Source organism: Ruegeria sp. YTSC003 (assembly GCF_059609785.1).
This window is the reverse complement of sequence record NZ_JBXWMK010000001.1, coordinates 217,486-239,820: the sequence shown is the minus strand read 5'-3', so window position 1 is coordinate 239,820 and position 22,335 is coordinate 217,486. Positions and strand designations below refer to the sequence as shown.

Annotated in this window: 22 protein-coding genes and 2 tRNA genes; 7 read left to right on the top strand and 17 right to left on the bottom strand. The window is 56.6% G+C overall.

What is annotated here, in order from left to right; all coding sequences use genetic code 11:
- Window positions 1-192 precede the first annotated feature (192 nt).
- A complete protein-coding gene (locus AC2FFH_RS01195) occupies window positions 193-663 on the top strand; it encodes a CoA-binding protein (RefSeq protein ID WP_496843553.1) in 471 nt (156 codons plus the stop codon).
- 3 nt (window positions 664-666) lie between these two features.
- On the opposite strand, the gene AC2FFH_RS01190 is transcribed toward AC2FFH_RS01195, so the two are convergent.
- From AC2FFH_RS01190 to AC2FFH_RS01175, 4 genes are all read right to left on the bottom strand, one after another.
- Complete coding sequence (locus AC2FFH_RS01190; protein ID WP_496843552.1) at window positions 667-1,242, bottom strand: hypothetical protein; 576 nt, start codon at window positions 1,240-1,242, stop codon at window positions 667-669.
- 72 nt (window positions 1,243-1,314) lie between these two features.
- Complete coding sequence (locus AC2FFH_RS01185; protein ID WP_496724348.1) at window positions 1,315-1,632, bottom strand: phosphoribosyl-ATP diphosphatase; 318 nt, start codon at window positions 1,630-1,632, stop codon at window positions 1,315-1,317.
- Window positions 1,629-2,390, bottom strand: a complete 762-nt coding sequence (hisF, locus tag AC2FFH_RS01180) for an imidazole glycerol phosphate synthase subunit HisF (RefSeq protein WP_170383233.1) — start codon at window positions 2,388-2,390, stop codon at window positions 1,629-1,631. The genes AC2FFH_RS01185 and hisF overlap by 4 nt, the downstream gene beginning before the upstream one ends.
- A 156-nt stretch (window positions 2,391-2,546) precedes the next feature.
- A complete protein-coding gene (locus AC2FFH_RS01175; protein ID WP_496843551.1) occupies window positions 2,547-4,586 on the bottom strand; it encodes a spermidine synthase in 2,040 nt (679 codons plus the stop codon).
- Between the two features lie 472 nt (window positions 4,587-5,058).
- On the opposite strand from AC2FFH_RS01175, the gene AC2FFH_RS01170 reads away from it, so the two are divergent.
- A complete protein-coding gene (locus tag AC2FFH_RS01170) occupies window positions 5,059-5,451 on the top strand; it encodes a DUF302 domain-containing protein (RefSeq protein WP_496843550.1) in 393 nt (130 codons plus the stop codon).
- Here AC2FFH_RS01170 and hisA read toward each other — a convergent pair whose 3' ends face one another.
- The gene (gene hisA / locus AC2FFH_RS01165; RefSeq protein ID WP_282151630.1) at window positions 5,452-6,171 is read right to left on the bottom strand and encodes a 1-(5-phosphoribosyl)-5-[(5-phosphoribosylamino)methylideneamino]imidazole-4-carboxamide isomerase; all 720 of its coding nucleotides are present in this window, start codon (window positions 6,169-6,171) and stop codon (window positions 5,452-5,454) included.
- A 134-nt stretch (window positions 6,172-6,305) separates the two neighbouring features.
- On the opposite strand from hisA, the gene AC2FFH_RS01160 reads away from it, so the two are divergent.
- Window positions 6,306-6,707 (top strand): DUF2147 domain-containing protein, encoded by a 402-nt coding sequence (locus AC2FFH_RS01160; RefSeq protein ID WP_058274317.1) that lies wholly within the window; start codon window positions 6,306-6,308, stop codon window positions 6,705-6,707.
- Between the two features lie 4 nt (window positions 6,708-6,711).
- Here the strand turns inward: AC2FFH_RS01160 and hisH are convergent, their stop codons facing one another.
- Window positions 6,712-7,350, bottom strand: coding sequence for an imidazole glycerol phosphate synthase subunit HisH (gene hisH / locus AC2FFH_RS01155; RefSeq protein ID WP_496843548.1), 639 nt, complete (start codon window positions 7,348-7,350; stop codon window positions 6,712-6,714).
- Window positions 7,351-7,938, bottom strand: coding sequence for an imidazoleglycerol-phosphate dehydratase HisB (gene hisB, locus AC2FFH_RS01150; RefSeq protein ID WP_496738054.1), 588 nt, complete (start codon window positions 7,936-7,938; stop codon window positions 7,351-7,353). It abuts the gene before it with no gap.
- Window positions 7,939-8,091: 153 nt separating this feature from the next.
- On the opposite strand from hisB, the gene AC2FFH_RS01145 reads away from it, so the two are divergent.
- Complete coding sequence (locus AC2FFH_RS01145) at window positions 8,092-8,331, top strand: Lrp/AsnC family transcriptional regulator (protein WP_496767940.1); 240 nt, start codon at window positions 8,092-8,094, stop codon at window positions 8,329-8,331.
- Between the two features lies 1 nt (window position 8,332).
- On the opposite strand, the gene AC2FFH_RS01140 is transcribed toward AC2FFH_RS01145, so the two are convergent.
- The 4 genes from AC2FFH_RS01140 to AC2FFH_RS01125 all read right to left on the bottom strand — a co-directional run bounded on the left by AC2FFH_RS01140 (window position 8,333) and on the right by AC2FFH_RS01125 (window position 10,127).
- A complete protein-coding gene (locus tag AC2FFH_RS01140) occupies window positions 8,333-8,935 on the bottom strand; it encodes a hypothetical protein (RefSeq protein ID WP_496767941.1) in 603 nt (200 codons plus the stop codon).
- Window positions 8,936-8,990: 55 nt separating this feature from the next.
- Window positions 8,991-9,857, bottom strand: coding sequence for a GNAT family N-acetyltransferase (locus AC2FFH_RS01135; RefSeq protein ID WP_496738051.1), 867 nt, complete (start codon window positions 9,855-9,857; stop codon window positions 8,991-8,993).
- An 85-nt stretch (window positions 9,858-9,942) separates the two neighbouring features.
- Window positions 9,943-10,017 (bottom strand) — tRNA-Gly (locus AC2FFH_RS01130).
- Between the two features lie 35 nt (window positions 10,018-10,052).
- Window positions 10,053-10,127: transfer RNA gene (locus AC2FFH_RS01125), tRNA-Gly, on the bottom strand.
- 149 nt (window positions 10,128-10,276) lie between these two features.
- On the opposite strand from AC2FFH_RS01125, the gene AC2FFH_RS01120 reads away from it, so the two are divergent.
- Window positions 10,277-10,429, top strand: a complete 153-nt coding sequence (locus AC2FFH_RS01120) for a hypothetical protein (protein WP_496767942.1) — start codon at window positions 10,277-10,279, stop codon at window positions 10,427-10,429.
- 15 nt (window positions 10,430-10,444) lie between these two features.
- Here AC2FFH_RS01120 and AC2FFH_RS01115 read toward each other — a convergent pair whose 3' ends face one another.
- The 4 genes from AC2FFH_RS01115 to AC2FFH_RS01100 all read right to left on the bottom strand — a co-directional run bounded on the left by AC2FFH_RS01115 (window position 10,445) and on the right by AC2FFH_RS01100 (window position 17,448).
- Window positions 10,445-10,828 carry an MAPEG family protein gene (locus tag AC2FFH_RS01115; protein WP_496724367.1) on the bottom strand — a complete coding sequence of 128 codons (384 nt, stop codon included), beginning with the start codon at window positions 10,826-10,828 and terminating at the stop codon, window positions 10,445-10,447.
- A gap of 76 nt (window positions 10,829-10,904) precedes the next feature.
- Window positions 10,905-14,342 (bottom strand): pyruvate carboxylase, encoded by a 3,438-nt coding sequence (locus AC2FFH_RS01110; protein ID WP_496767945.1) that lies wholly within the window; start codon window positions 14,340-14,342, stop codon window positions 10,905-10,907.
- 124 nt (window positions 14,343-14,466) lie between these two features.
- Window positions 14,467-15,624 carry an alpha-hydroxy acid oxidase gene (locus AC2FFH_RS01105; RefSeq protein ID WP_496843547.1) on the bottom strand — a complete coding sequence of 386 codons (1,158 nt, stop codon included), beginning with the start codon at window positions 15,622-15,624 and terminating at the stop codon, window positions 14,467-14,469.
- Window positions 15,625-15,663: 39 nt separating this feature from the next.
- On the bottom strand, window positions 15,664-17,448 hold the full coding sequence (locus AC2FFH_RS01100) for a sensor domain-containing diguanylate cyclase (RefSeq protein WP_496843775.1): 1,785 nt from the start codon (window positions 17,446-17,448) through the stop codon (window positions 15,664-15,666).
- Between the two features lie 181 nt (window positions 17,449-17,629).
- Between AC2FFH_RS01100 and AC2FFH_RS01095 the strand changes: the two genes are divergently transcribed.
- On the top strand, window positions 17,630-20,026 hold the full coding sequence (locus AC2FFH_RS01095; RefSeq protein ID WP_496843546.1) for an ATP-dependent helicase: 2,397 nt from the start codon (window positions 17,630-17,632) through the stop codon (window positions 20,024-20,026).
- A 3-nt stretch (window positions 20,027-20,029) separates the two neighbouring features.
- Here AC2FFH_RS01095 and AC2FFH_RS01090 read toward each other — a convergent pair whose 3' ends face one another.
- Together AC2FFH_RS01090 and AC2FFH_RS01085 are read right to left on the bottom strand one after the other, a co-directional pair.
- Complete coding sequence (locus AC2FFH_RS01090) at window positions 20,030-20,320, bottom strand: DUF1330 domain-containing protein (RefSeq protein WP_496734148.1); 291 nt, start codon at window positions 20,318-20,320, stop codon at window positions 20,030-20,032.
- 374 nt (window positions 20,321-20,694) lie between these two features.
- Window positions 20,695-20,919 (bottom strand): DUF1127 domain-containing protein, encoded by a 225-nt coding sequence (locus tag AC2FFH_RS01085; protein WP_108859440.1) that lies wholly within the window; start codon window positions 20,917-20,919, stop codon window positions 20,695-20,697.
- Between the two features lie 944 nt (window positions 20,920-21,863).
- On the opposite strand from AC2FFH_RS01085, the gene mraZ reads away from it, so the two are divergent.
- Complete coding sequence (gene mraZ, locus AC2FFH_RS01080) at window positions 21,864-22,331, top strand: division/cell wall cluster transcriptional repressor MraZ (RefSeq protein WP_496843545.1); 468 nt, start codon at window positions 21,864-21,866, stop codon at window positions 22,329-22,331.
- Window positions 22,332-22,335 lie beyond the last annotated feature (4 nt).

Here is a 22,335-nt window from a genome sequence, read left to right as displayed (position 1 = left end):
TTCCGCTTTCTTCGGCCTGTCATCACAAAAATGCGACGCCCCTCTTTTTTTCTCTGAACTTATGCCTAAATGTCACAGTGACCGCGGAACGGAACTGCCGCGGGTCATTTCACTGTCCCTCGTTCCAACAACTGGCGCTCAGGTTTGACCTGAGCGCTTTTTTCTTTGCTGCGCCAAGTCTAGGGTGGCCGCATGGCGAATTACACAGACCCATTCCTGAAAGACATCCTGCGTCGAACCAAGGTGATTGCCGTGGTGGGCGTTTCGATGAACCCGGTGCGGCCCAGCTATTATGTCGCCCGGTATCTTTCACTTAAGGGATACACAGTGATCCCGGTGAACCCGGGCCATGCCGGGAAGTTACTTTTTGGCCAGACCGTCCGCGCGTCACTGTCTGACATTACTCAGCCGGTGGATATGGTTGACATCTTTCGCCGGTCTGAAGCCGTTCCGCCAATAGTTGACGAAGCCTTGTCTTCTTTTCCCGACCTGCGCACGATCTGGATGCAGATCGGCGTTGAACATCCCGAAGCCGCGGCCAAAGCAAAGGCGCGGGGCATAGACGTTGTAATGAATCGTTGCCCGAAGATCGAATATCAGCGTCTGTTTGGTGAGCTGCGCATGGGCGGATTCGCGACCGGAGTGATTTCTTCCAGGTTGTGAATGCTAGCCGCCGACATAGGGCAGCAATTCCCCGTATTGTTCCTGACGGCGCTTCTCCAGCACAACGCTGCGCGGCACCCACTCATACTTCGTGTCTTCCACCAAGGGCGACCAGAATAGAACACCGCCGTACCGCCATGGGTCCAGCACCACGCCGTCATACATCGTCTCACCCCTGCGGCTGATGATGGCCGTGCTGTGGTCGATTCTGAACTGGTTGTCCGCATTTGCTATCGCACGGTGCAATTCCAAGGTCTGGAAGTTCTCTTGCTTCAGCCGACGTTCGATATCCTCGGCCCAATGCCAGCACAGCCCACGCGGGCGTAGACCCTTGTTGACCTTGGCATTGTGGATCAGCGGCGGGTCGGTGATTTCGTACTCCTGAACCAGCTGCGCGGTATAGGAATAGGCGATGCGGGCTGCGCGGTCGGCTTCTTCGGGGTCGATGTCGGGACCAAGGCTGCGGATTTCCATTGCCAGTCTTTGAACTTCATCACCGGTCGTGCGCGGCGGCGCCGAACACGCGGTAATCATCACAAGCGAAAGCAAAGCCATTACACTGGCCAGAGCCCTGGTCATTCCTGCGTTCCTCGGTCGGTCCCACACTGATCCCTGACTATACAGGGCAGGGCGGCAGGACGGAACCCGCGCTTAGGTCTTTGGGCGCGATGCCTTTTCGGTGATGCCGCTTGTGCCCTGGCGGCGGGCCAACTCGGTCAATACGTCATCCAGCGCCACGTCCCGCGCGGCCAGCATGACCAGCAGGTGATAGAGGACATCCGCAGCCTCAGCGGTCAGCTTGTCTTTGTCACCCTTGACGGCTTCGATGATGGCCTCAACAGCCTCTTCCCCGAATTTCTCGGCACATTTCTCAGGCCCCTTGGCCAGTAGCTTTGCGGTCCAGCTGGAGTCGGGCTCGGCCCCCTTGCGGGCTTCAATCGTCGCGGCCAGATCGTGCAGGATGTTCATGTCAGCCTCATGGGGATGCCAGCAGCAGCCATGTGTTCCTTGGCCTCGCGGATGGTGTATTCGCCAAAGTGGAAGATTGAGGCCGCCAGTACGGCACTGGCCCCGCCCTCTGTCACACCCTCGACCAGATGATCCAGGTTGCCTACGCCGCCCGAGGCAATCACCGGCACGTCCACCGCGTCTGAGATCGCGCGGGTCAGGGGCAGATTGAACCCGGCTTTGGTGCCGTCGCGGTCCATCGAGGTCAACAGAATTTCGCCGGCCCCTTTGGCGACAACGGTTTTGGCGAACTCAACTGCGTCGATGCCGGTCGGTTTGCGACCCCCATGGGTGAAAATCTCCCACTTGCCCGGGCTGACGGTTTTGGCGTCGATGGCGCAGACAATACACTGGCTACCGAATTGATCCGCAGCTTCGGCGATGACATCGGGGTTGGCGACAGCGGCCGAGTTGAAGCTGACCTTGTCGGCACCAGCCAACAGCAGCGCGCGAACGTCGTCTTTGGTACGGACGCCTCCTCCGACGGTCAGCGGAACAAAACACTGTTCAGCCGTGCGTTGAACCACATCAAACATGGTGCCACGGTTTTCATGGGTGGCGTGAATGTCCAGAAAACAGATCTCATCCGCGCCTGCTGCGTCATAGGCTTTGGCCGACTCTACAGGATCGCCCGCGTCACGCAGGCCAACGAAATTGACACCTTTGACAACACGGCCATCGGCGACATCCAGACAGGGAATGATACGGGTTTTCAGCATACCGGCGTCCTTTGTTGGCGCACCTGTATCGGCAAAACCCCGCCTTTTCCAGTGCCGTAAAGGCACCTTGAGGAAAACGGCGGGGTCATTTGAACCTTAAAAGCGGAATTTCTGCCGGTTGGAAGAAAACGCTGTCTCACATTAGTGCGTTTGCTACTAGTCTTTGAGCAATATGAGCGCGGACAGCAAGTTTGCCTTATCGTCCGTCCACGGCTCACCCCCATCAGAAACCACGGACTGCCATTTTCCATTTTGGACAAAACCGTCGACTCTTCTCTGATCTGGGCTGACAATCACCACTTGGGAATCCGATGCGCCTAGTTCGTTTGCGCCCGGCTCAACCCGATGGAACTGTTTGGCCGCGTGGAACCCAAGTTTGTCTGCAATGCGCGCAAGCGGGTCGACCAGATCGTAGTACCGGTTGCTGACGTGAAAGACCATTATTCCGTCATCAGCCAGTCGCTCTGTATACATCCGCACCGCTTCTTCAGTGATCAGATGCACAGGAATAGCATCAGAGCTGTATGCGTCCAGGACGAGAATATCGAAGGAATAATCTGTGTGCGCCAGGACAATGCGTGCGTCACCAAGGTGTGTTGGCGAATCTGGTGCGCATTCCGAGATGTAGGTGAAAAGGGAAGGTTTGCGCGCCACTTGGTCAACCATGGCGTCGATTTCAAAGAATGCCCATTTCTGAGATGGAAGCTTGTAGCAGGAAAGAGCACCGACTCCGAGGCCGACAATACCGATGCTGTCGGCTTCTCGTCCAAACTCAGACGTTATGACCTGTGCCATTGGCCCTTTGGGATAGTAGTAAGACTTCGGCGTAGGTTTTTGACCAATTTCTGATTCCAACTGCAAACCGTGCAGTGTGGTCCCGTTTTGATACATTCTGAGGCCCGCAATTGAGAAAACCCTGTGCGTTCCAAAGAAGCTTCGATCTTGAAGCAACGAGTCCTTTTGTGGCCAAAGTACCGGCAGCATAAGTGCCGCGATAATCGCTATGATACGCGCAGGTTGATTACGGAACAGGATCAGTGCACCCAACAGGATCGCGGTTGCGACAACCGCGCGCAAGGCTCCATCTCCAAGAGGGTTTATTCCATCGATCATGCCGAAGCACAAAAGGATCGGGTAGCTGATAATCAGGCCAAATGCCAGATTCCTGGGCGTAACTGCGCCTTTCCCGATCAAGAGCAACCCGCCAGCCAAAATAAGCGTCATTTGCGCCTCGACTTCTAGGGCAAATGCAAAAGGTGCAATGATGGAATTGAACAATCCGCCAAAAGCACCGCCTATCGACAGTGCGATGTAGAACACTGTCAATTGCTCTGCCGGCGGTCTCATTTCATAAAGCAACCTATGTGCATACAAGGCGATTACAAATAGAATGGGAACGTACAACAAAAAGACGATGGGGTTTGTGTGATGGTCGATCAGGTTGGAAAGTAGGACGACACCAATCGCCAGCGCCAAAATCATCGGGATGTGTAAGGATTTGACACTAAGCCAATTCAGTTTCGCAAAGGCGAATATGAAGGAAAGAAGGTAGGTCGCAAGGGGCACAACCCAGATAAGCGGGATTGAACCCAGATCCGTACTGGCTTTCGTGGTAAAGGAAAGCATCAGGGATGAGGGTACGAAAGCGATCACAATCCAGGTTGCAATCTGCTTCATCTTTGGGGTGCTCTTCGCGACATCAGCTGCGATCGGCGCAAGGTCGCTGCTCGACCCGCGTAGCGCAATAAGGCCACTTACCGCCATCAACCCACCGAAAATGACAAAACCGACGGACCAAATTTTGCTGGTCGCACTGGCACCCAGAAGAGGGTCTGCCAGCAAAGGAAAAGCCAAAAGAGCCAGCAGTGATCCCACATTACTGGCGCTGTACAGGAAATAGGGGTCGTCTGCCGAAGGCCCGCCGGACCGTGAGTACCACGCCTGAAGCAATGGCGCATTCGCAGAAAGAACGGCAAATGGCAGGCCGACACCCAGGGCAAACAACTTAAGGGTTTGCAGTGCGGTCGAGCTGGATGCGTCATAGCTCCAGCCCTCGTTTATTGAGAGGGGCAGATACGTCAGCGCAGCCGTCCAAAGTACCAGGTGAGTAACAAGCTGCCAGCGCAGAGGTATCCATTTCGTCAGCACATGGGCGTAAATGTAGCCCAAGATTAAAACCATCTGGAAGAACAGCATCGCGGTCGTCCAAACCGCAGGAGCGCCACCGATTTGCGGTAGGACCAGCTTGGCAAACAGGGGCTGGACAAAAAACAGAAGAGATGCGCTGACAAAAATTGTGACGCAAAAACTGAATATGATCGCAATTCTGAACCAAGAATTGTTCGAATATTCTGTGCTCGTAATACTCACGGTGGCAAACCCTGCTCGAGTTATTTTTCAAACTGCTACAGGCGAAATAAGACCAAGTTTGGGCCAAGCTGGGTAAAATATCTGTCAGAATGGGTTATTGTTCTCGAATACGGGACGGTCTGCGTGGGTTTCAAAGTTGCGAGGGGTCGGGTGCGTGGCAAGGCTTCGCCGATGCCGGAGATGTGATTGCAAGTTCTCGAAAAGCTGAGACAATTTGGATGAAATTTACAGAAGGAAATCCGATATGCGAAATCTGATATTGGCAACAATTTTGACTTTTGGAGGGGCGATGTCTGCCATGGCTGACGACATCATCAAGGTAAACACGAACAAATCGGTGCAAGAGGCGTTGGACGCGCTAGAAGCTGCCGTTGGCAATGCGGGCGCGACCGTCTTTGCACGCGTCGATCATGCAGCTGGTGCGGAAAAGGTCGGTCTGACCATCCCCGCCAATCAGGTTCTGATCTTTGGCAACCCGGCACTGGGTACGCCCGCGATGCAGATTGATCCGCGCGCCGGGCTTTTCCTGCCGCTCAAAGTGCAGGCATACGAAGACGAGACCGGGCAGGTCTGGCTGGCCTATGAGGACCCGAAAGAGACGATGGATGAGCTCGACGAAGTCGAGAAATCACCTATCATCGAAAAGATGCGCGGTGCGCTTGCCAAGCTGACTTCGGTTGCGGCCGAGTGATCAGCTTAAGGCGCGAATGGCCTCGGAAAGGTCAATCGCGCCATCATAAAGCGCCCGGCCCGAGATCGCGCCGTCCAATGCCACGCCACAATCACGCAGGGCGATCAGATCATCCAGCGAACTGACCCCACCCGAGGCGATGACCGGGATTGACACCGCGCGGGCCAAATCTGCCGTTGCCCGGATGTTCGGCCCCTGCATCGCTCCGTCGCGATTAATGTCGGTATAGATGATGGCCGCAACGCCAGCGTCCTCGAAACTGCGGGCCAGATCGGTGACTTTTACGTTGGTCTCTTCGGCCCAGCCCTTAGTGGCCACCATGCCGTCGCGCGCATCGATGCCGACAGCAACTTTGCCCGGAAATTCCTTGGCAGCTTCACGCACCAGATCGGGGTTTTCGACCGCCACGGTGCCCAGAATCACGCGCGCCAGACCTTTGTCGATCCATGTCTCGATCGTAGACATGTCGCGAATGCCACCGCCCAACTGCGCGGGCACGTTGCATTCTCTCAGGATCGCTTCAACCGGGGCGGCGTTGACCGGCTCACCCGCGAAAGCGCCGTTCAGATCGACGAGGTGAAGCCATTCACAGCCTGCCTCGACAAAAGCACGGGCCTGTGCCGCCGGGTTTTCGTTGAACACCGTTGCCTTATCCATTTCACCACGCAGCAGGCGTACGGCCTGTCCGTCTTTGAGGTCGATGGCGGGGTAGAGGATCATGTCAGGCGGCCCTATATCTGATTTGTTCGCGCGGGATATCGCACATGCGGGGCAGGGGATGCAACGCGACGCCAAGTCAATCTTGCCGGAATTGCCCAGCCGGGCCAGACTGAGCAGAAATAAGGGAGGAAATCATGAAAACATTCACACTTGCAGCCGGGTTTGCGGTATTGGCCAGCGCTGCTTTTGCAGCCGATCCGGTTGACGGTCTTTGGAAGACTCAGCCCGGGGATACCGGTGGGTATCTACACGTTTCGATTTCGGAATGCGGCAGCGCGATTTGTGGCACCATCGACACCGCCTTTGACAAAGACGGTAATGAGCAGCTGGCGTATGAAAACCTCGGCAAGCAGATCATCTGGGATATGGTGCCCGATGGCGGCGGCAGCTATAGCGGCGGCAAGATCTGGGCCCCGGACCGGGACAAGACCTACAGCTCGAAAATGACGCTGGACAGCCAGAACAAGCTGACCGTCAAAGGCTGTGCTGTAGGCGGTCTCGTGTGTCGCGGGCAGGACTGGACGCGGGTTCAGTAACCGCTCAGGGCGTCCAGGTCAGGAAGTTCCCGATCATCCGCAGGCCAACATCCTGACTTTTCTCAGGGTGAAACTGCATCCCAACCATTGTGTCGCGGCCGATCACGGCCGTGACCTCCTGCCCATATTCCACATAAGCCAAACGCTGCGCCGGATCGGTGACCCGGAAATGGTAGGAGTGCACGAAATAGGCGTGATCGCCTGACTGCACTCCAGCAAAGACCGGGTGGTCGCTTTCCAAAACCAGATCGTTCCAGCCCATATGGGGCACTTTCAGCGCGCTGTCCGATGGTTCGATCCGCACCACATCGCCTGCAACCCAGCCCAGACCGTCGGTCTGGGAGTATTCATGGCCTTTAGAGGCCATCAGTTGCATGCCGACGCAGATGCCCAGAAATGGGCGACCTTTCTGCTCGACTGCCTCGACCATCGCGTCGTAGATGCCTTTGTGGCCGCGCAGCTCAGCCGCGCAGGCAGGAAAAGCGCCGTCACCGGGCAAAACCAGTCGGTCGGCCCGCGCAACGACGTCGGCGTCTGAGGTCACGACAACCTCACCCGCGTCCATCTCGCGCGCCATGCGCTGAAACGCCTTTTCGGCCGAATGCAGGTTGCCGCTTTCGTAGTCGATAATGGCGGTTAGCATTTACAGCGCGCCCTTGGTCGACGGAATCGCATCAGCTTTGCGCGGGTCTGTCTCAACGGCCAGACGCAATGCGCGCGCGACGGCCTTGAAGGCAGCCTCGGCAATGTGGTGGCTGTTGAATCCGTGCACTTGGTCAATGTGCAAGGTGATGCCGCCATGGGTGCTGAGTGCCTGAAAGAACTCGCGCACCAGTTCGGTGTCGAAATTGCCGATCTTTGGGGTCGGAAGGTCCACGTTCCAGATCAGGAACGGACGGCCCGATAAATCCAGCGCGCAGCGTACTTGCGCGTCATCCATGGGCAAGTGGCACTCGCCATAGCGACGGATGCCTTTCTTGTCGCCCAAGGCCTGCGTCAACGCCTGGCCCAGTGCAATACCGGTATCTTCGACAGTGTGGTGGTCGTCGATATGATAATCGCCCTTGGCGCTGATCGTCATGTCGATCAGCGAATGGCGCGCAAGTTGGTCCAGCATGTGATCGAAGAACCCGACGCCGGTCTGATTGTCATAGGTGCCGGTGCCGTCAAGATTGACCTCGACCGAAATCTCGGTCTCGGCGGTTTGACGGCTGATCTTTGCGCTGCGCATGGGCGAATTCCTTTTGCTACAGGCGCGCTTATAGACGGGGATTGGTCGGCTTATCCAGACCAAGCGTTGCTTTCACTGCAATCTGTTGCAGGGGATTGCGCCCGGTGACGTGCCATGCCAGCCTGCCGGAAACTCAACCAACAGGTCCAAATCATGTCCACCTGCGTTTTCATTCAAATCCGCTGCACACCCGGCACCACCTACAAAGTCGCCGAAGAGATCGCGCTGCGCGAGATTCACTCCGAGCTTTACTCGACCAGCGGCGAATATGACCTGCTGCTCAAGCTCTACATTCCCGAACCCGACGATGTCGGTCATTTCATCAATGAAAACCTGCTTGTGATCCCGAATATCGAGCGATCGCTGACCACTATGACCTTCAAGGCGTTCTGAGTCAGGCCGAAACGTCGGACACCGAACCTTGCGGCGCGGCACATGCCAAAATCGCGCCGTTACGCGCCTGCTGATCAGTTGTTCCTGCCCGGAGCAACTGATGTACACCGAACAATACCATCAGCGGAACACCAAGCGTGACCAGATAGTTGTCTCCGGCCACTTGCGACCAAACCACACCGATTGTGCAGACAATCAGCAAAACGGCAGAGTGTGTGTTTCTCTGTTTCGCGCCGTTGGTCTGATAGTTCAGAAAACCGTTCGTTCTAAGAACCGTCAAAATGACACCCGTCAAAAACACGCTCATAAGAACGAGGGTCGCGATGTTCCCGGTCAAAATCGTCGCCGTGTCGCGATAGCCAAGCAAAATCAGGCATTCGATCAGTGGCGTGATCGCCACCATAAAGAGATTGATGCCAAGTAAAATTGGCTGTGGAGGCAGTGTTTTCCTGACATAGGTAACACAAACTGAGGCAGCCAGAACCGTGCCGACCCACCCAGCCAATCGCATATCATCCGTGGCCCGAAACAAAAGCATGAAAACCACGCCCGGCAGATTCTCAAACATCTCAAGCAGCAATCGCTTTTGGGTATCGCTGGGCATTCAGTAGATTTCCTTTTTGCAATTGCGCTTTTGGAATGTCGAGTGTGGGATGAAATTACCCCAATTCGAATGTAGTGATGCCGTAAATCCGGTCCAGATCAATGTCCGGTGCGTGGCTGGAATACATGCGGCCAGTTTCAAACACTTTGGTCAAACCCAACTGTTGCGCCATTGCCATAGCATGCGCGTTGGGGTTGGGCATGTCGATGAAGACCTCTGCATCCATCTGATCGGCGGGAAGTGTCGCCAGCAGCGACACCAAAAGGGCCTCTGCGATCTCGGGATTGTTCGCAAACAGGGGGCCCACCTTGTACCCGCTCAAACACCGCCGCAGGGTTGCATAGCCCTTGATCTGACCATCTTCTTCGAAGACGTGAGAGACGTGGCTGGGCGCGCCGAACCAAGCGTGAAGAAACGTGTCGCGCGGGGCAGGGAACAAGCCCCGGTCATACGTTTTCAGTTGATCCGTCAGGGCGCGTAGGGGTGTGATCTGATCGTGAAGGGACCGGCCCAATTGGTTTAGAATCTCACCGACCGTGCCCGAAAAACGATAATTGTCATAGGCCAGCTCGAACCCGAATTTGCGATAATTGTCTTGCTGTTCGACAACGCCATCCATGCCCATGTTCCGGTGCTGGCAATGCGCCTTGACCGCCTCGGCAACCTGTAACCCATATCCCGATCCGCGATACTCGGGTTGCACGATATAGAAGCCTAAAAACGAGTAGTTATCGTCGTAATTCACAGCGGACGCAGAGGCGATCATCTGCCCATCCAGAAATCCACCCTTGAATCCTTCTGGGTCCGAACTGCGGAAACAAACCGCATCGTGCAGGCCCGGGTTCCACCCCTCCTGACCGGCCCAGTCGACGGCGGTTTGAACTTCGTTTTCTGTCAAAGCGCGAATAACATATTCGGGCATCGGCGGACCTCTGTCGTGATTGCGTGCCATTCGAGAATGCCGCAACACCAGACAAAGAACCAGCATGTTCAGAGAGGTTTGTATCTGGAGCGGGCGAGGCGATTCGAACGCCCGACCCTAACCTTGGCAAGGTTATGCTCTACCCCTGAGCTACGCCCGCATCAGATACATATTTTCGACCTTTCGGTCTCTCAATGGAGCGGGCGAGGCGATTCGAACGCCCGACCCTAACCTTGGCAAGGTTATGCTCTACCCCTGAGCTACGCCCGCGCCGTTGAGTGAGGAGGGATGTATAAATTCCCACGCATGCCTGCAAGCGGAAAAAGCAAAAAATAGGAAAATTCTTTGCGACGGAAGTCCGCCTCTTAACCGTTCAAGAACCAGAGCATCCAAGAATAAGAACGGTGGAGGTGACAATAATGGCGTATATTAAGGACCTGAAGATGGCGGCCCTGGCGGCGATGATTTTGCTGGCTATCGCGGTGTCTGGCAAAGGTGAGAATCGAAAGGGCGATGTCGAATCAATTTTTACGGGATCCCCTCGAATCGAAACGCGGATTTTGGCGGGGTAATCCCCGCCATCCCGTTCACAGCGCCATCAAAAGGCTGGCTATCGCCGCAACCACAATCACGGCAAAGGTCAGCAACATGCCGATCTGGCGCAGAATCACAATCTGCGGTTTGCGGCCGAACCCATAGGCATGCAGCACGCGCCCGGCCAGAATGCCAAGGCCCAACAGATTGACCAGCCAGCCACCGGCGCCCTGCAGCTCGACCATAGCGATTAGTAACAGGGCAAACGGTGCATATTCGGCAAAGTTGGAATGCGTGCGCATCACTTTGAGCATGTCGGTGTTGCCGCCGTCGCCGTAAGAAATCTTGTCGCCGCGGCGCTGCAGGATGACCCGCACACTGAGCGCGACATAGAGAAGTGCCAGCAATGCGGCATAGACTGGGGTGATGGACAGCATGGTCTGCTCCTTTCAGGATCAAAAAAGGGCCGCCCGGTTCCCCGAACGGCCCTTGTTCCCGAAAAGGTTAGGTCGTTTATTCCAGTTCGACCAGTAGGTCCTTTGCGTCAATCTGGCTGCCCGGCTGAACGTGCACGGCCTTGACCGTCGCATCGCGCTCGGCGTGGATGCCGGTTTCCATCTTCATCGCTTCGATGGTCAGCAGCATGTCGCCTTCCTTGACCTCCTGGCCCGCGGTCACGGCAACGGTGGCCACCACGCCGGGCATCGGCGCGCCGATGTGGTTGGGGTTGCCCGCCTCGGCTTTGGGACGGGACTGCGTGGTTGAGGTCACCAGACGGTTTGGAACCCGGATCACGCGCGGTTGGCCGTTGAGCTCAAAGAACACTTTGACCTCGCCCTTTTCATCGGTCTCACCGATGGCCTGACAGCGGATTTCCAGCGTTTTTCCGGGGTCTATCTCAGCCGTGATCTCTTCGCCCGGTTCCATGCCATAGAAGAAGGTGCGCGTGGGAAGTGTGCGTACAGGTCCGTAAGCCCGGTGACGCCCCATGTAGTCAAGGAACACCTTGGGATACATCAGATAGCCGTTCAGATCCTCATCATCGACTTCTTTGCCCTCAAGCTGTTTGGACAAGTCCGCCCGGGTCGCCTCCAAGTCGACTGCTGGGACGTCTTTGCCGGGGCGATTGGTGTTAGGGGCTTCATCCTTGAGCACCTTCTTGACGATGGTGTCGGGGAAACCGCCCGGAGGTTGACCCAGATTGCCGCGCATCATGTCGACCACCGAGTCGGGGAAGGCCACATCTGTATTCGGGTCTTCGACCTGTTCACGGGTCATGTTCTGGCTGACCATCATCAGCGCCATGTCACCGACCACCTTGGATGACGGTGTCACCTTCACGATGTCACCGAACATCCGGTTCACGTCAGCATACATCTGAGCGACCTCGTGCCAACGTTCTTCCAGCCCCAGCGAACGCGCCTGCGCCTTGAGGTTGGTGAACTGACCGCCGGGCATCTCGTGCAAGTAGACCTCAGAAGCCGGAGCCTGCAGGCTGGATTCGAAGGCCGCATATTGCCCGCGGACCGCCTCAAAATAATCGCTGATCTCGCGGATGGATTTGATGTCCAGCCCGGTGTCACGCTCGGTATGCCGCAGCGCTTCGACCACTGTGCCCAAAGTCGCCTGTGATGTGTTGCCACTAAAGCTGTCCATCGCGCAATCCACCGCGTCCACACCTGCCTCGGATGCGGCCAGGATGGTCGCGCTGGCGATGCCGGCTGTGTCGTGTGTGTGGAAGTGGATCGGTAGCCCAACCTCCTCCTTCAGTGCACGGATCAAGATGCGCGCCGAGGCTGGTTTCAATAGCCCCGCCATGTCCTTGAGGCCAAGAATATGAGCACCCGCATCGCGCAGTTCTTTCGCCATGCCGACATAGTATTTCAGGTCATACTTGGCGCGGTCCGGGTCCAGAATATCACCGGTGTAACAGACGGTGCCCTCACAGATTTTGCCGTTCTCAACCACGGCGTCCATCGCGACGCGCATATTCTCAACCCAGTTCAACGAGTCGAACACACGGAACACATCGATGTTCTGCGATGCTTGACGTACGAACTCTTGCACAACGTTGTCAGGGTAATTGGTGTAGCCGACCCCGTTCGCACCGCGCAACAGCATCTGGGTCATCAGGTTCGGCATCGCTTCGCGGAGGTCGCGCAGACGCTGCCAAGGGCATTCTTGCAGGAACCGATAGGCCACGTCGAAAGTTGCACCGCCCCAGCATTCGACCGAGAACAACTGCGGCAGGTTAGCTGCATAGGTTGGCGCGACCTTGATCATGTCGATCGACCGCATCCGGGTCGCCAGCAAAGACTGGTGGCCGTCGCGCATGGTTGTGTCGGTGATCAGAAGCTGGCGCTGCGCCTTCATCCAATCAGCAACGGCTTGCGGGCCTTTTTGTTCCAGCAGGTTGCGTGCGCCCATCTGCGGTTCGGACTTCGGTGCCGGAGGCTTTGCGTCTTTAAGATCGGCGCGTGGTTCTGGGCGGTCCTTGGTCTCGGGGTGACCATTCACCGTGATGTCGGCGATATAGGTCAGAACCTTGGTGCCCCGGTCGCGGCGGCGCTTAAAGGAGAACAAGTCCGGCGTCGTATCGATGAATTTGGTCGTATACTTGTTCGACAGGAAAGTCGGGTGCTTCAGCAGGTTGATGACAAAGTCGATATTGGTGCTGACGCCGCGAATACGGAACTCGCGCAGGGCGCGGTCCATCCGGGCAATCGCCGCTTCGGGCGTTGGTGCCTTGGCGGTCACCTTGGTCAGCAGCGAGTCATAGTACCGCGTGATCACCCCGCCTGCATAAGCCGTACCACCGTCCAGACGGATGCCCATGCCGGTAGCCGAGCGATACGCAGTGATGCGGCCATAGTCGGGGATAAAGTTGTTTTGCGGATCTTCGGTAGTGATCCGGGTCTGCAACGCGTGGCCGGTTAGATGCACGTCTGCCTGGCTGGCAGCACCCGTGGCTTCGGCTAGGGTTTTGCCCTCGGCGATCAGGATCTGAGCCTGAACGATGTCGATACCGGTGACTTCTTCAGTAACCGTGTGTTCGACTTGCACGCGCGGATTCACTTCGATGAAGTAGAACTTGCCGGTTTCCATATCCATCAGGAATTCAACCGTGCCTGCGCATTCATAATTCACATGCGCGCAGATTTTGCGGCCCAGCTCACAGATCTCGGCGCGTTGATCTTCGTTTAAGTAAGGGGCAGGGGCGCGTTCGACAACTTTTTGGTTCCGGCGCTGGACCGAGCAGTCGCGTTCGTACAGGTGATAGATCTCACCATGCTTGTCGCCTAAGATCTGCACCTCGACATGGCGGGCGCGGATAATCATTTTCTCCAGATAGCCCTCGCCATTGCCGAACGCGGCTTCGGCTTCGCGACGGCCTTCCAGAACTTTCTCTTCCAGTTCATCTTCTGACAGGATCGGGCGCATGCCGCGTCCACCGCCGCCCCAGGAGGCTTTGAGCATCATAGGATAGCCGATTTCCTTCGCTTCGGCGCGAATCGCATCCATGTCATCGCCCAGCACCTCGGTCGCCGGAATCACCGGCACACCTGCCGCGATGGCCACGCGGCGTGCGCTGGCCTTGTCGCCCAGTGCACGCATGGTTTCGGCTTTGGGACCGATGAAGGTGATGCCGTTCTGAACGCAGGCATCAACAAAGTCCGGGTTCTCGGACAGCAAGCCATAGCCGGGGTGGATCGCATCTGCTCCGCACTCTTTAGCGACGCGGATGATCTCATCGATGCTTAGGTAGGCGGCAACAGGCCCCATGCCTTCGCCGATGCGATAGGCCTCGTCCGCCTTGAAGCGATGCAAGCCCAGCTTGTCCTCTTCGGCAAAGACGGCAACGGTGCGTTTGCCCATCTCATTGGCGGCGCGCATCACGCGGATGGCAATTTCGCCGCGGTTGGCGATCAGGATCTTGTTGAAATCAGTCATGTCGGGTCCCGGTCCTACTTGTTTGGCCGTGTTGATAGGCGGACAATACGCGTACGTATATCAGTCGTTCTGGGTAGAACCGGCATGTTAACGCTCGCAAACGCCCCCTGTTAGCGCTATCTTTCTAATAGCGCTGCATCGCGGCATGAACAAGCGGTGTAGTGGGCGGAAGGTGATTCAGCGACTCGGCGCCCAATTGGCCCATGTTTGCGTGCATGTCCTGCCGCAAAATGTCGATGAGGTGGGCAGGGCCTTTGGCACCCAGGGCGGCGAGGGCATACATGAAGCCGCGCCCCATCATCACGAAATCGGCGCCAAGGGCCTTAGCACGCAATATGTCCAAACCACCTTCGACCCCACTGTCGAAGATAAGGGGCAAGTCCGTAGCCGCACGGATGGTGGGCAGGGCTTCGATGCTGGCCGGGGCACCATCAAATTGCCGACCGCCGTGATTCGAAAGCCAGAGAGCGTCCACTCCCGCTTGCTGCAACGGTTCGGCATCTTCAGGACGCTGGACGCCTTTCACGATCAGCGGGCCATCCCAGGCATCGCGCAGCCAGTGCACATATTCCATATCCGGGGACGTCCGCAGCAGGTACCCAACATGGGCTGTCGGGGGCAGGTTGCTGGAGTTGTCCGTATACTTGTCCAGTGTCCGCATCCGCGGCGGCCCGCTGCGCGCTATTCCGAGCGCCCATTCCGGCCGCATCGCGATCTGGGCCAGAAGGCGTGGCGTCAACCGCGGTGGATTGGTCAGACCCGAGCGTGTTTGGCGCTCGCGCCGGGATGCAACCGGGACGTCTGCCGTCATCACCAGCGTCGTAAAACCAGCGTTCCGAACCCGATCCAGCAAGTCCTTGCGAATGTCCGGGTCCTTTGGCGGATAAAGCTGAAACCACGCGTTGTCACCCAGATGCGGCGCGACGTCCTCGGGGCTTAGGCAGGCAACGTTGGATAGGGTAAACGGCAGACCGGCGCTTGCGGCAGCGCGGGCAAGATGAGCTTCGGCATCAGGCCAAATCAGGCCGGCCATACCGATCGGGGCAACGCCGAACGGTAATGGGTAGGTCTGACCCAGGAACTCGGTCGAAGTGTCAAATTCCAATGGTCCGTGCAGGATAGACGGCAGGAAACCGACGCGGTCCAATCCCTCGCGATTGCGGCGCAGCGTGGCTTCAACCCCGGTTCCGCTGTCCAGATACTCCCAGACAAAGTGAGGAATCCTGCGCTGGGCGCGGTGTTTCAGATCGGCGATGCCGGGAAAGCGACTATGAAGGTCCATGGGGATTGATCGGACCAAAGGCGCGATTCGGCAAGGATTTTAAGCCGTTGATTTCCCACCAATGGCTTTTACCGGCTTTTTGAGCTGGGAAATCTGCTGTGAGTCACTTCCGCTGCCGGCGACCTGCACTTGATTGCGACCTTTGTCCTTTGCCGCATACAACGCATCATCGGCAGCGCGCATCAGATCCTGCGGCATGGTGCCATGTGCCGGATAATGCGAAACCCCAACCGAGATCGTGATACGGGGCAGGGATTTCTCACCGTAGCGCACCGAGACGGCCTCGACCGCTTGCCGCAATTGTTCGGCGCGGGTGATTGCGTCGTCCGAGGTATTGTCGGGCAGGATCAGCATAAATTCTTCACCACCAATGCGGCAGGCAACTTCATCCCGGTCGCAGCCCTGTTCCAAAGCGGCACCAACTGCACGCAACACCATGTCACCGGCATCATGCCCATGGGTGTCGTTGAATTTCTTGAAATGATCGATATCCACGGCAATCAGGCTGAGCGGCGCTCCGGTTTGCTGACTGCGATTGATGGATTTGCGCAGGGTTTCAAGCATATGCCGCCGGTTGAACAGCCCGGTCAACGGGTCCCGGACGGACTGGTCATGCAACTGATCGCGCATCCGTACATTGGCAATCGCCATGCTGATCTGTTCGGCGCTGAGATGTGCCAGCTTTTTACTCGTGTGAAACGCCTCATCTGTACCCTCAAGGGCGCGGAGGTGTAGAAGGCCGACCGTTTCCCCATGCGCCAGTATCGGAAAGCAGAAATAAGGTCGCCCGTCGTGTGGTTCGGCGTGTTCACAGACAAAGTCGATCTCGGACGCGCCGTATTCATAGGTTCGGCCACGCCGAAGCCCCCAACACCCTTCGGGATGGATGTGCGCCTTATGGGTCCCGCCATTCCAACTGGCACAGCCATCCAGGACGTCGCGCGAGTTGGAATATACGTAAACGCTGCCCTCAGCCTCGGGTAGGATATGGGTCATGAAGCGCGAGACCATATCGAACAGCTCGTCCAAGGACCGGCTGGATTGCAACCACTCGTTCAATTCGCCCAGCAATCGGACTTCGCGGGCCAGGCGCAGTTGATCTTCCATCAGATCACGTTCTTTGGCGGATTGTTTTTGCAGGGCCTGCAATTGCAAGCGGTTCGCCCTGTAGCTGGCAAAGGACACAGCAACAAGCGCAAGCAAGGCGATGACGCTTAGAACGGTCAAAGAAATCCTGAGCCGCGAGATGAACGTGGTGCGCAAGTCGGAGATATCAGTAAAGAATTCAATGGCACCGATGAAACGCCCATTCTTGGCCACCGGCATAAAGACTTCGGCAACATGGTGCTGCGTTGCGTTCAGGATATTGTCGGTATGCAGATCAAGCCCGTCGATCTCGGACAGTGGAACTACTTCCTGAATATAGTGAATCATTCCTCTGGCAACGTCGCTGCGAAAGAAATCACGGGTTTCAACACTGCCTACCTCTGTCGGACGAGTCGACCAAGTGACACGCCTATTCGAGTCGAGCAATTTGAAGCGGTAAACATCAGAAGCTTCGGGCATCGCGGCCAGAAATTCGGCGTCATGCGCATCAATCACGCCCGTCTTAAGCGCGGTCTCGGGGTCTTCTAGATGCAATACTACGCGGCGCTTCCACAGTTCGGCCTGCTTGAGAATGTCGACCTTTAGCATCCTGTCGACCAGCGGCGCAGGTAATTTGTAAATTCCCCAGCCGCATCCAATTGTCAGAAAAATCAGCAACATGCTGACACCGATCCATTTCAGCCGGTGATTTACGGCCCCCCGATTATCCTGAGTCATACCTTCGCGCTCCCACAGCAATTTACTGATCATCGCGGCGGGTGTTTTACAGATGGTTAATGAAATCGTTCTCAGTCCAAGTCGCTTGATTAGAATTGATCGTAACAGAGCATCAAAAACTGTGCGAACAAGGCGTGAACAAACCCTTTCCCTCGGTCAACATCCAGCGTAGTTTGGAAAGATGAGCAGTTTCGACGAAATGGACGCCTTTGAGGGCGCATCCCTGTCCGCGCGCGCCATGGCCGCGCGCCCTATGCCTTATCTGGACGAGCTGAACCCGGCGCAACGTGACGCGGTCGAGCGACTGGATGGGCCTGTCCTGATGCTGGCAGGCGCAGGTACGGGCAAAACCAAGGCACTGACCGCGCGTATCGCGCATCTGCTTAGTACCGGGCGGGCGCGTCCGAACGAGATATTGTCGGTGACTTTCACCAACAAAGCCGCGCGCGAGATGAAGAACCGCGTGGGCCGTTTGTTGGGGCAACCAGCCGAGGGGATGCCTTGGCTGGGCACGTTCCACTCGATCTGCGTCAAGTTGCTGCGGCGTCACGCGGAACTGGTCGATCTGAAATCGAATTTCACCATTCTGGATACGGATGATCAGTTGCGGCTGCTCAAACAGCTGATTCAGGCGGCCAATATCGATGACAAACGCTGGCCTGCGCGCATGTTGGCCGGAATCATTGATGACTGGAAGAACCGGGCGCTTACGCCCGACAAGGTGCCTGCTGCCGATGCCGGCGCCTATAACCACAAGGGAATTGAGATCTACGCTCAGTACCAAACCCGGCTGCGCGAGCTGAACGCGGTGGATTTTGGCGACCTGCTGTTGCACATGGTCACGATCTTCCAGACCCATCCGGATGTGTTGGAGCGATATCAACGTTGGTTCCGCTACATCCTTGTGGACGAATACCAGGATACCAACGTTGCCCAATATCTGTGGTTGAGGTTGCTGGCTGGGGCGCACAAGAACATTTGTTGTGTGGGAGATGACGATCAGTCAATTTATGGCTGGCGCGGGGCCGAAGTGGGCAACATCCTGCGGTTTGAAAAGGATTTTCCAGGGGCTTATGTCGTTCGGTTAGAGCAGAACTATCGCTCGACCCCCCATATTTTGGCGGCTGCGTCCAATGTCATCCGTGGCAATGAGAGTCGGCTGGGTAAGGAATTGTGGACCGATGCGCAGGACGGTGAAAAGGTCCGCCTGATCGGTCATTGGGATGGCGAGGAAGAGGCGCGCTGGATCGGTGAAGAGATCGACGCGATGCAGGGGGGAACGCGTGGTGCGCGGCCCTTTAATCTGGATGAAATTGCGATTCTCGTGCGGGCCAGCCATCAGATGCGCGCGTTTGAGGACCGTTTTCTGACCATCGGTCTGCCCTACAAGGTCATAGGCGGCCCACGATTCTATGAGCGGATGGAGATCCGCGACGCGATGGCCTATTTCCGGCTGGTGGTCAGCCCCGGTGACGATCTGGCATTCGAGCGGATCGTGAATACTCCGAAACGCGGGCTGGGTGACAAGGCGCAGCAGACGATTCAGATGACGGCGCGGGAAAATGGCGTGTCGCTGGTCGATGGCGCCCGGATCGCTGTCGATAATGGGCTGATCAAAGGCAAAGGCGGCAAAGCACTACGCGAGTTGATCGACGGGTTGGCGCGTTGGAACGCGATGACGCGCGGGCCCCGGATCGAAGTCGACGATGATTCTGTGATTGATGACGGCTCCGCTCCGATGCGGTTTGGTGAGCCCGAGGTCTCACATATCGAACTGGCACAGATCATATTGGACGAATCCGGCTACACGGCACACTGGCAGAACGAAAAAACACCCGAAGCTCCGGGTCGGTTGGAAAACCTCAAGGAATTGGTCAATCAGCTGGACAACTTTGAGAATCTGCAAGGGTTTCTTGAGCATGTCAGCCTGGTCATGGACAATGAGCAAGAGGGTGACGGGGCCAAGGTTTCCATCATGACGCTGCACGCGGCAAAGGGGCTTGAGTTTCCGGCCGTGTTCTTGCCGGGGTGGGAAGACGGGCTGTTCCCGTCACAGAGATCAATGGACGAATCCGGGATCAAGGGCCTCGAAGAAGAACGGCGATTGGCCTATGTGGGCATCACCCGCGCGGAAGAGATCTGTACGATCTCCTTTGCGGCCAATCGTCGGGTGTTTGGTCAATGGCAAAACGCGATGCCGTCGCGGTTCATTGACGAGTTGCCTGAAGATCATGTCGAAGTTCTGACGCCGCCAGGGCTGTACGGGGGTGGTCAGCCGACTGCCGGTATCGAAACCCGTGCGGCCGAGGCCAATGTCTATAACTCGCCCGGTTGGCGGCGGTTGCAGGCCCGGCAGGGGCAGTATGGAACGTCCCAACCCCGCGAAAGCCGCAATACGGTGATCGACACGACTGCTGTTGCCAGTTTCACCCTTGGCGAGCGCGTGTTTCATCAGAAATTCGGCTATGGCGCGGTGATCGGCATCGAAGGTGACAAGGTTGAGGTCGATTTCGAAAAAGCTGGATTGAAAAAAGTGGTTTCTCGCTTTCTGTCCGCCAAGGATGATGTGCCGTTCTAAACGCTATAGCCCTTCAACCAGTACCATGTTCGCCGTCGCGGTTTTGTGCCGAATTTCCGCCAGCTTGATATAGTCTGGGTCGTCTTTCCACGCCTTGGCCGCAGCAAGAGATGGGAACTCCATCAACACAATTCCGTCTTCGGGCCATACGCCCTCGACCAGTTCCACGGGCTTGGAGGATATCGTCAGCAGGCGACCTCCGTGCCGGTCAAAGATCGGCATGAAACCTTCAAGGTATTTCTGGTACCCGTCAGGGTCGTGAATGGAAATCTGGGCGATGAAATATGCGGCCATCGGAAACTCCTGAAATTCTGGTCAGGGCTTCAGTTTACATCTCGGTACGAAAAACAAAAACGGCGGTTCGCAGGGAGGAGGAGAGGGAACCTCCGTTCTTTTCAACATCAGGGCAGGGAGGAGGAGAGCCCCGATGTATCCGAACCCGGGTTTGATCCCGGTATGAGGAAGACGCGGCGACGTCAGGGAGGAGGAGAGACGTCGCCGCGCGCTTTCAACACCGGGAAAGGGAGGAGGAGTACCCGGTGTGTCTGCTTCCGGCGATCAGGGCCGGTATTAGGGGCGGCGACATCAGGGAGGAGGAGAGATGCCGCCGCTGAAATACAGGTCCAAAAGGGAGGAGGAAGGACCTGATCTCGGTGTTTCTGTGTCGCTTAACGTGCGACGTGTTCTTCGGCCGCTTGCTGAGCCAGGCGGCGGATCATCGAGCGGTGAAGCCCCAGATCAGCCAGTTCGCGGTTCGACAGATCAGACAGTTCGTGAACTGTCTGGCGATAGACGCGATATTGGATGAACCGGGTCTTTGCCGCCTCGAATAGCGAAGCCAGGCTAGTTGCCGGTGCGCCTTTGAGCGCGGTGTTATGTGTTGCTGCAGCCATTTGCTTTACTCGATGTATTCGTTGTTGCCGGTGTTGTCCGGCGCTTGCTTGAGACTGAAAATAAGCAAATGCTGCAATTGCACAATACCCGACAACGTCAATGCTGCTATGCAGCAAGTGCATAGATATCAACTGGTTGTCGATGAGGGTTGGGAAGGGCCAGTAAAATAAGGCCTTCAGATGATGCTTCCCCAAAGGAAGGTTTCAACAAGATTTTCTGGATTTTCGTGTTTGCGCGTCTTTTGAGCGGAGTTTGTCAATTCTTGTGCGCTTTGTGTATTGGATGGGCCAGGCGCGCGGCGGCTGACATGTTGATTTCGGTTCGTGGGAATTCATGGGCGTCAGCTGGAGCGGCGAAGAATCCACATGTGGTTGAGGTTTAAAGCTGGAGTGATTCGCTAATCAAGTGGCCCATTTTCGCTACGCTCATCATAAACCTTCACCCTTTGAAGAAATATCTGGGAAATTATGGGAATAGTTGGAGTGGGTTCAAAATTGGCTTATTTAGTGCAGCCATTGCCGAAATTATCTACAATTGGTGTCCACAGGGTGGTTTTCTTTCTCAATCGCGTTGGCTAAACTGCAAGTCTGAACATAAGATCTGCAAATTTTTTGTTGATTTCCATGAATTCCCATGTCATCCCTAATTCATCCGATGAGGACGAGGCACATGGGGCACCAAACGACCCCGAAACAACAAAAATCAGGTTTCATACAGGCATCTCGCTTTCATCAATCAAGAGATCCGGCGCGCGGGCGAGCAGACATCCCCCCAGGTGGCGCGCGCAGCTGGACATCCCGCACAGCGGGTCAATGCGGCGGGTTGATCAGTGGCAGCAGATCAACCCGCCGTTTTTCATCTGGGGGAGTGAATTTTAAGTGGGGCGCAAGCGGAAGGGACAGTCGTCTTGGCGCGCAGGTTTAGAGGTGAAAGCCACCATAAGGTGGATACGAAGGGCAGGGTATCGATCCCGGCCTCGTTTCGCCGTGTGCTTGAATCCTCGGACCCGAACTGGCAGCCCGGCGACACACCTGAGCTTGTAATTGTCTACGGCGACCACCGTCGCAAATTCCTGGAATGCTATACCATGCAAGCGATCGAAGAGGTCGATGCCAAGATCGACGCGCTGCCGCGCGGATCTATGCAGCGGAAGATGTTGCAGCGCATGTTCCACGGTCAATCCTTCCCGACCACAGTGGATGAAACCGGCCGACTGGTGCTGCCGGCAAAGCTGCGTAACAAGATTGGCCTTGAAGGTGAGGCATTCTTTATCGCCGCGGGTGACACGTTCCAGATTTGGAAGCCGGAAACTTACGAATCCGAAGAACTCGCTGCAGCCGAAGAGTGGTTGGACGAACAGCCCGAGGATTTCGATCCTTTGGAGTTCCTTGACGGCACCGGGGATGCGTAACGGC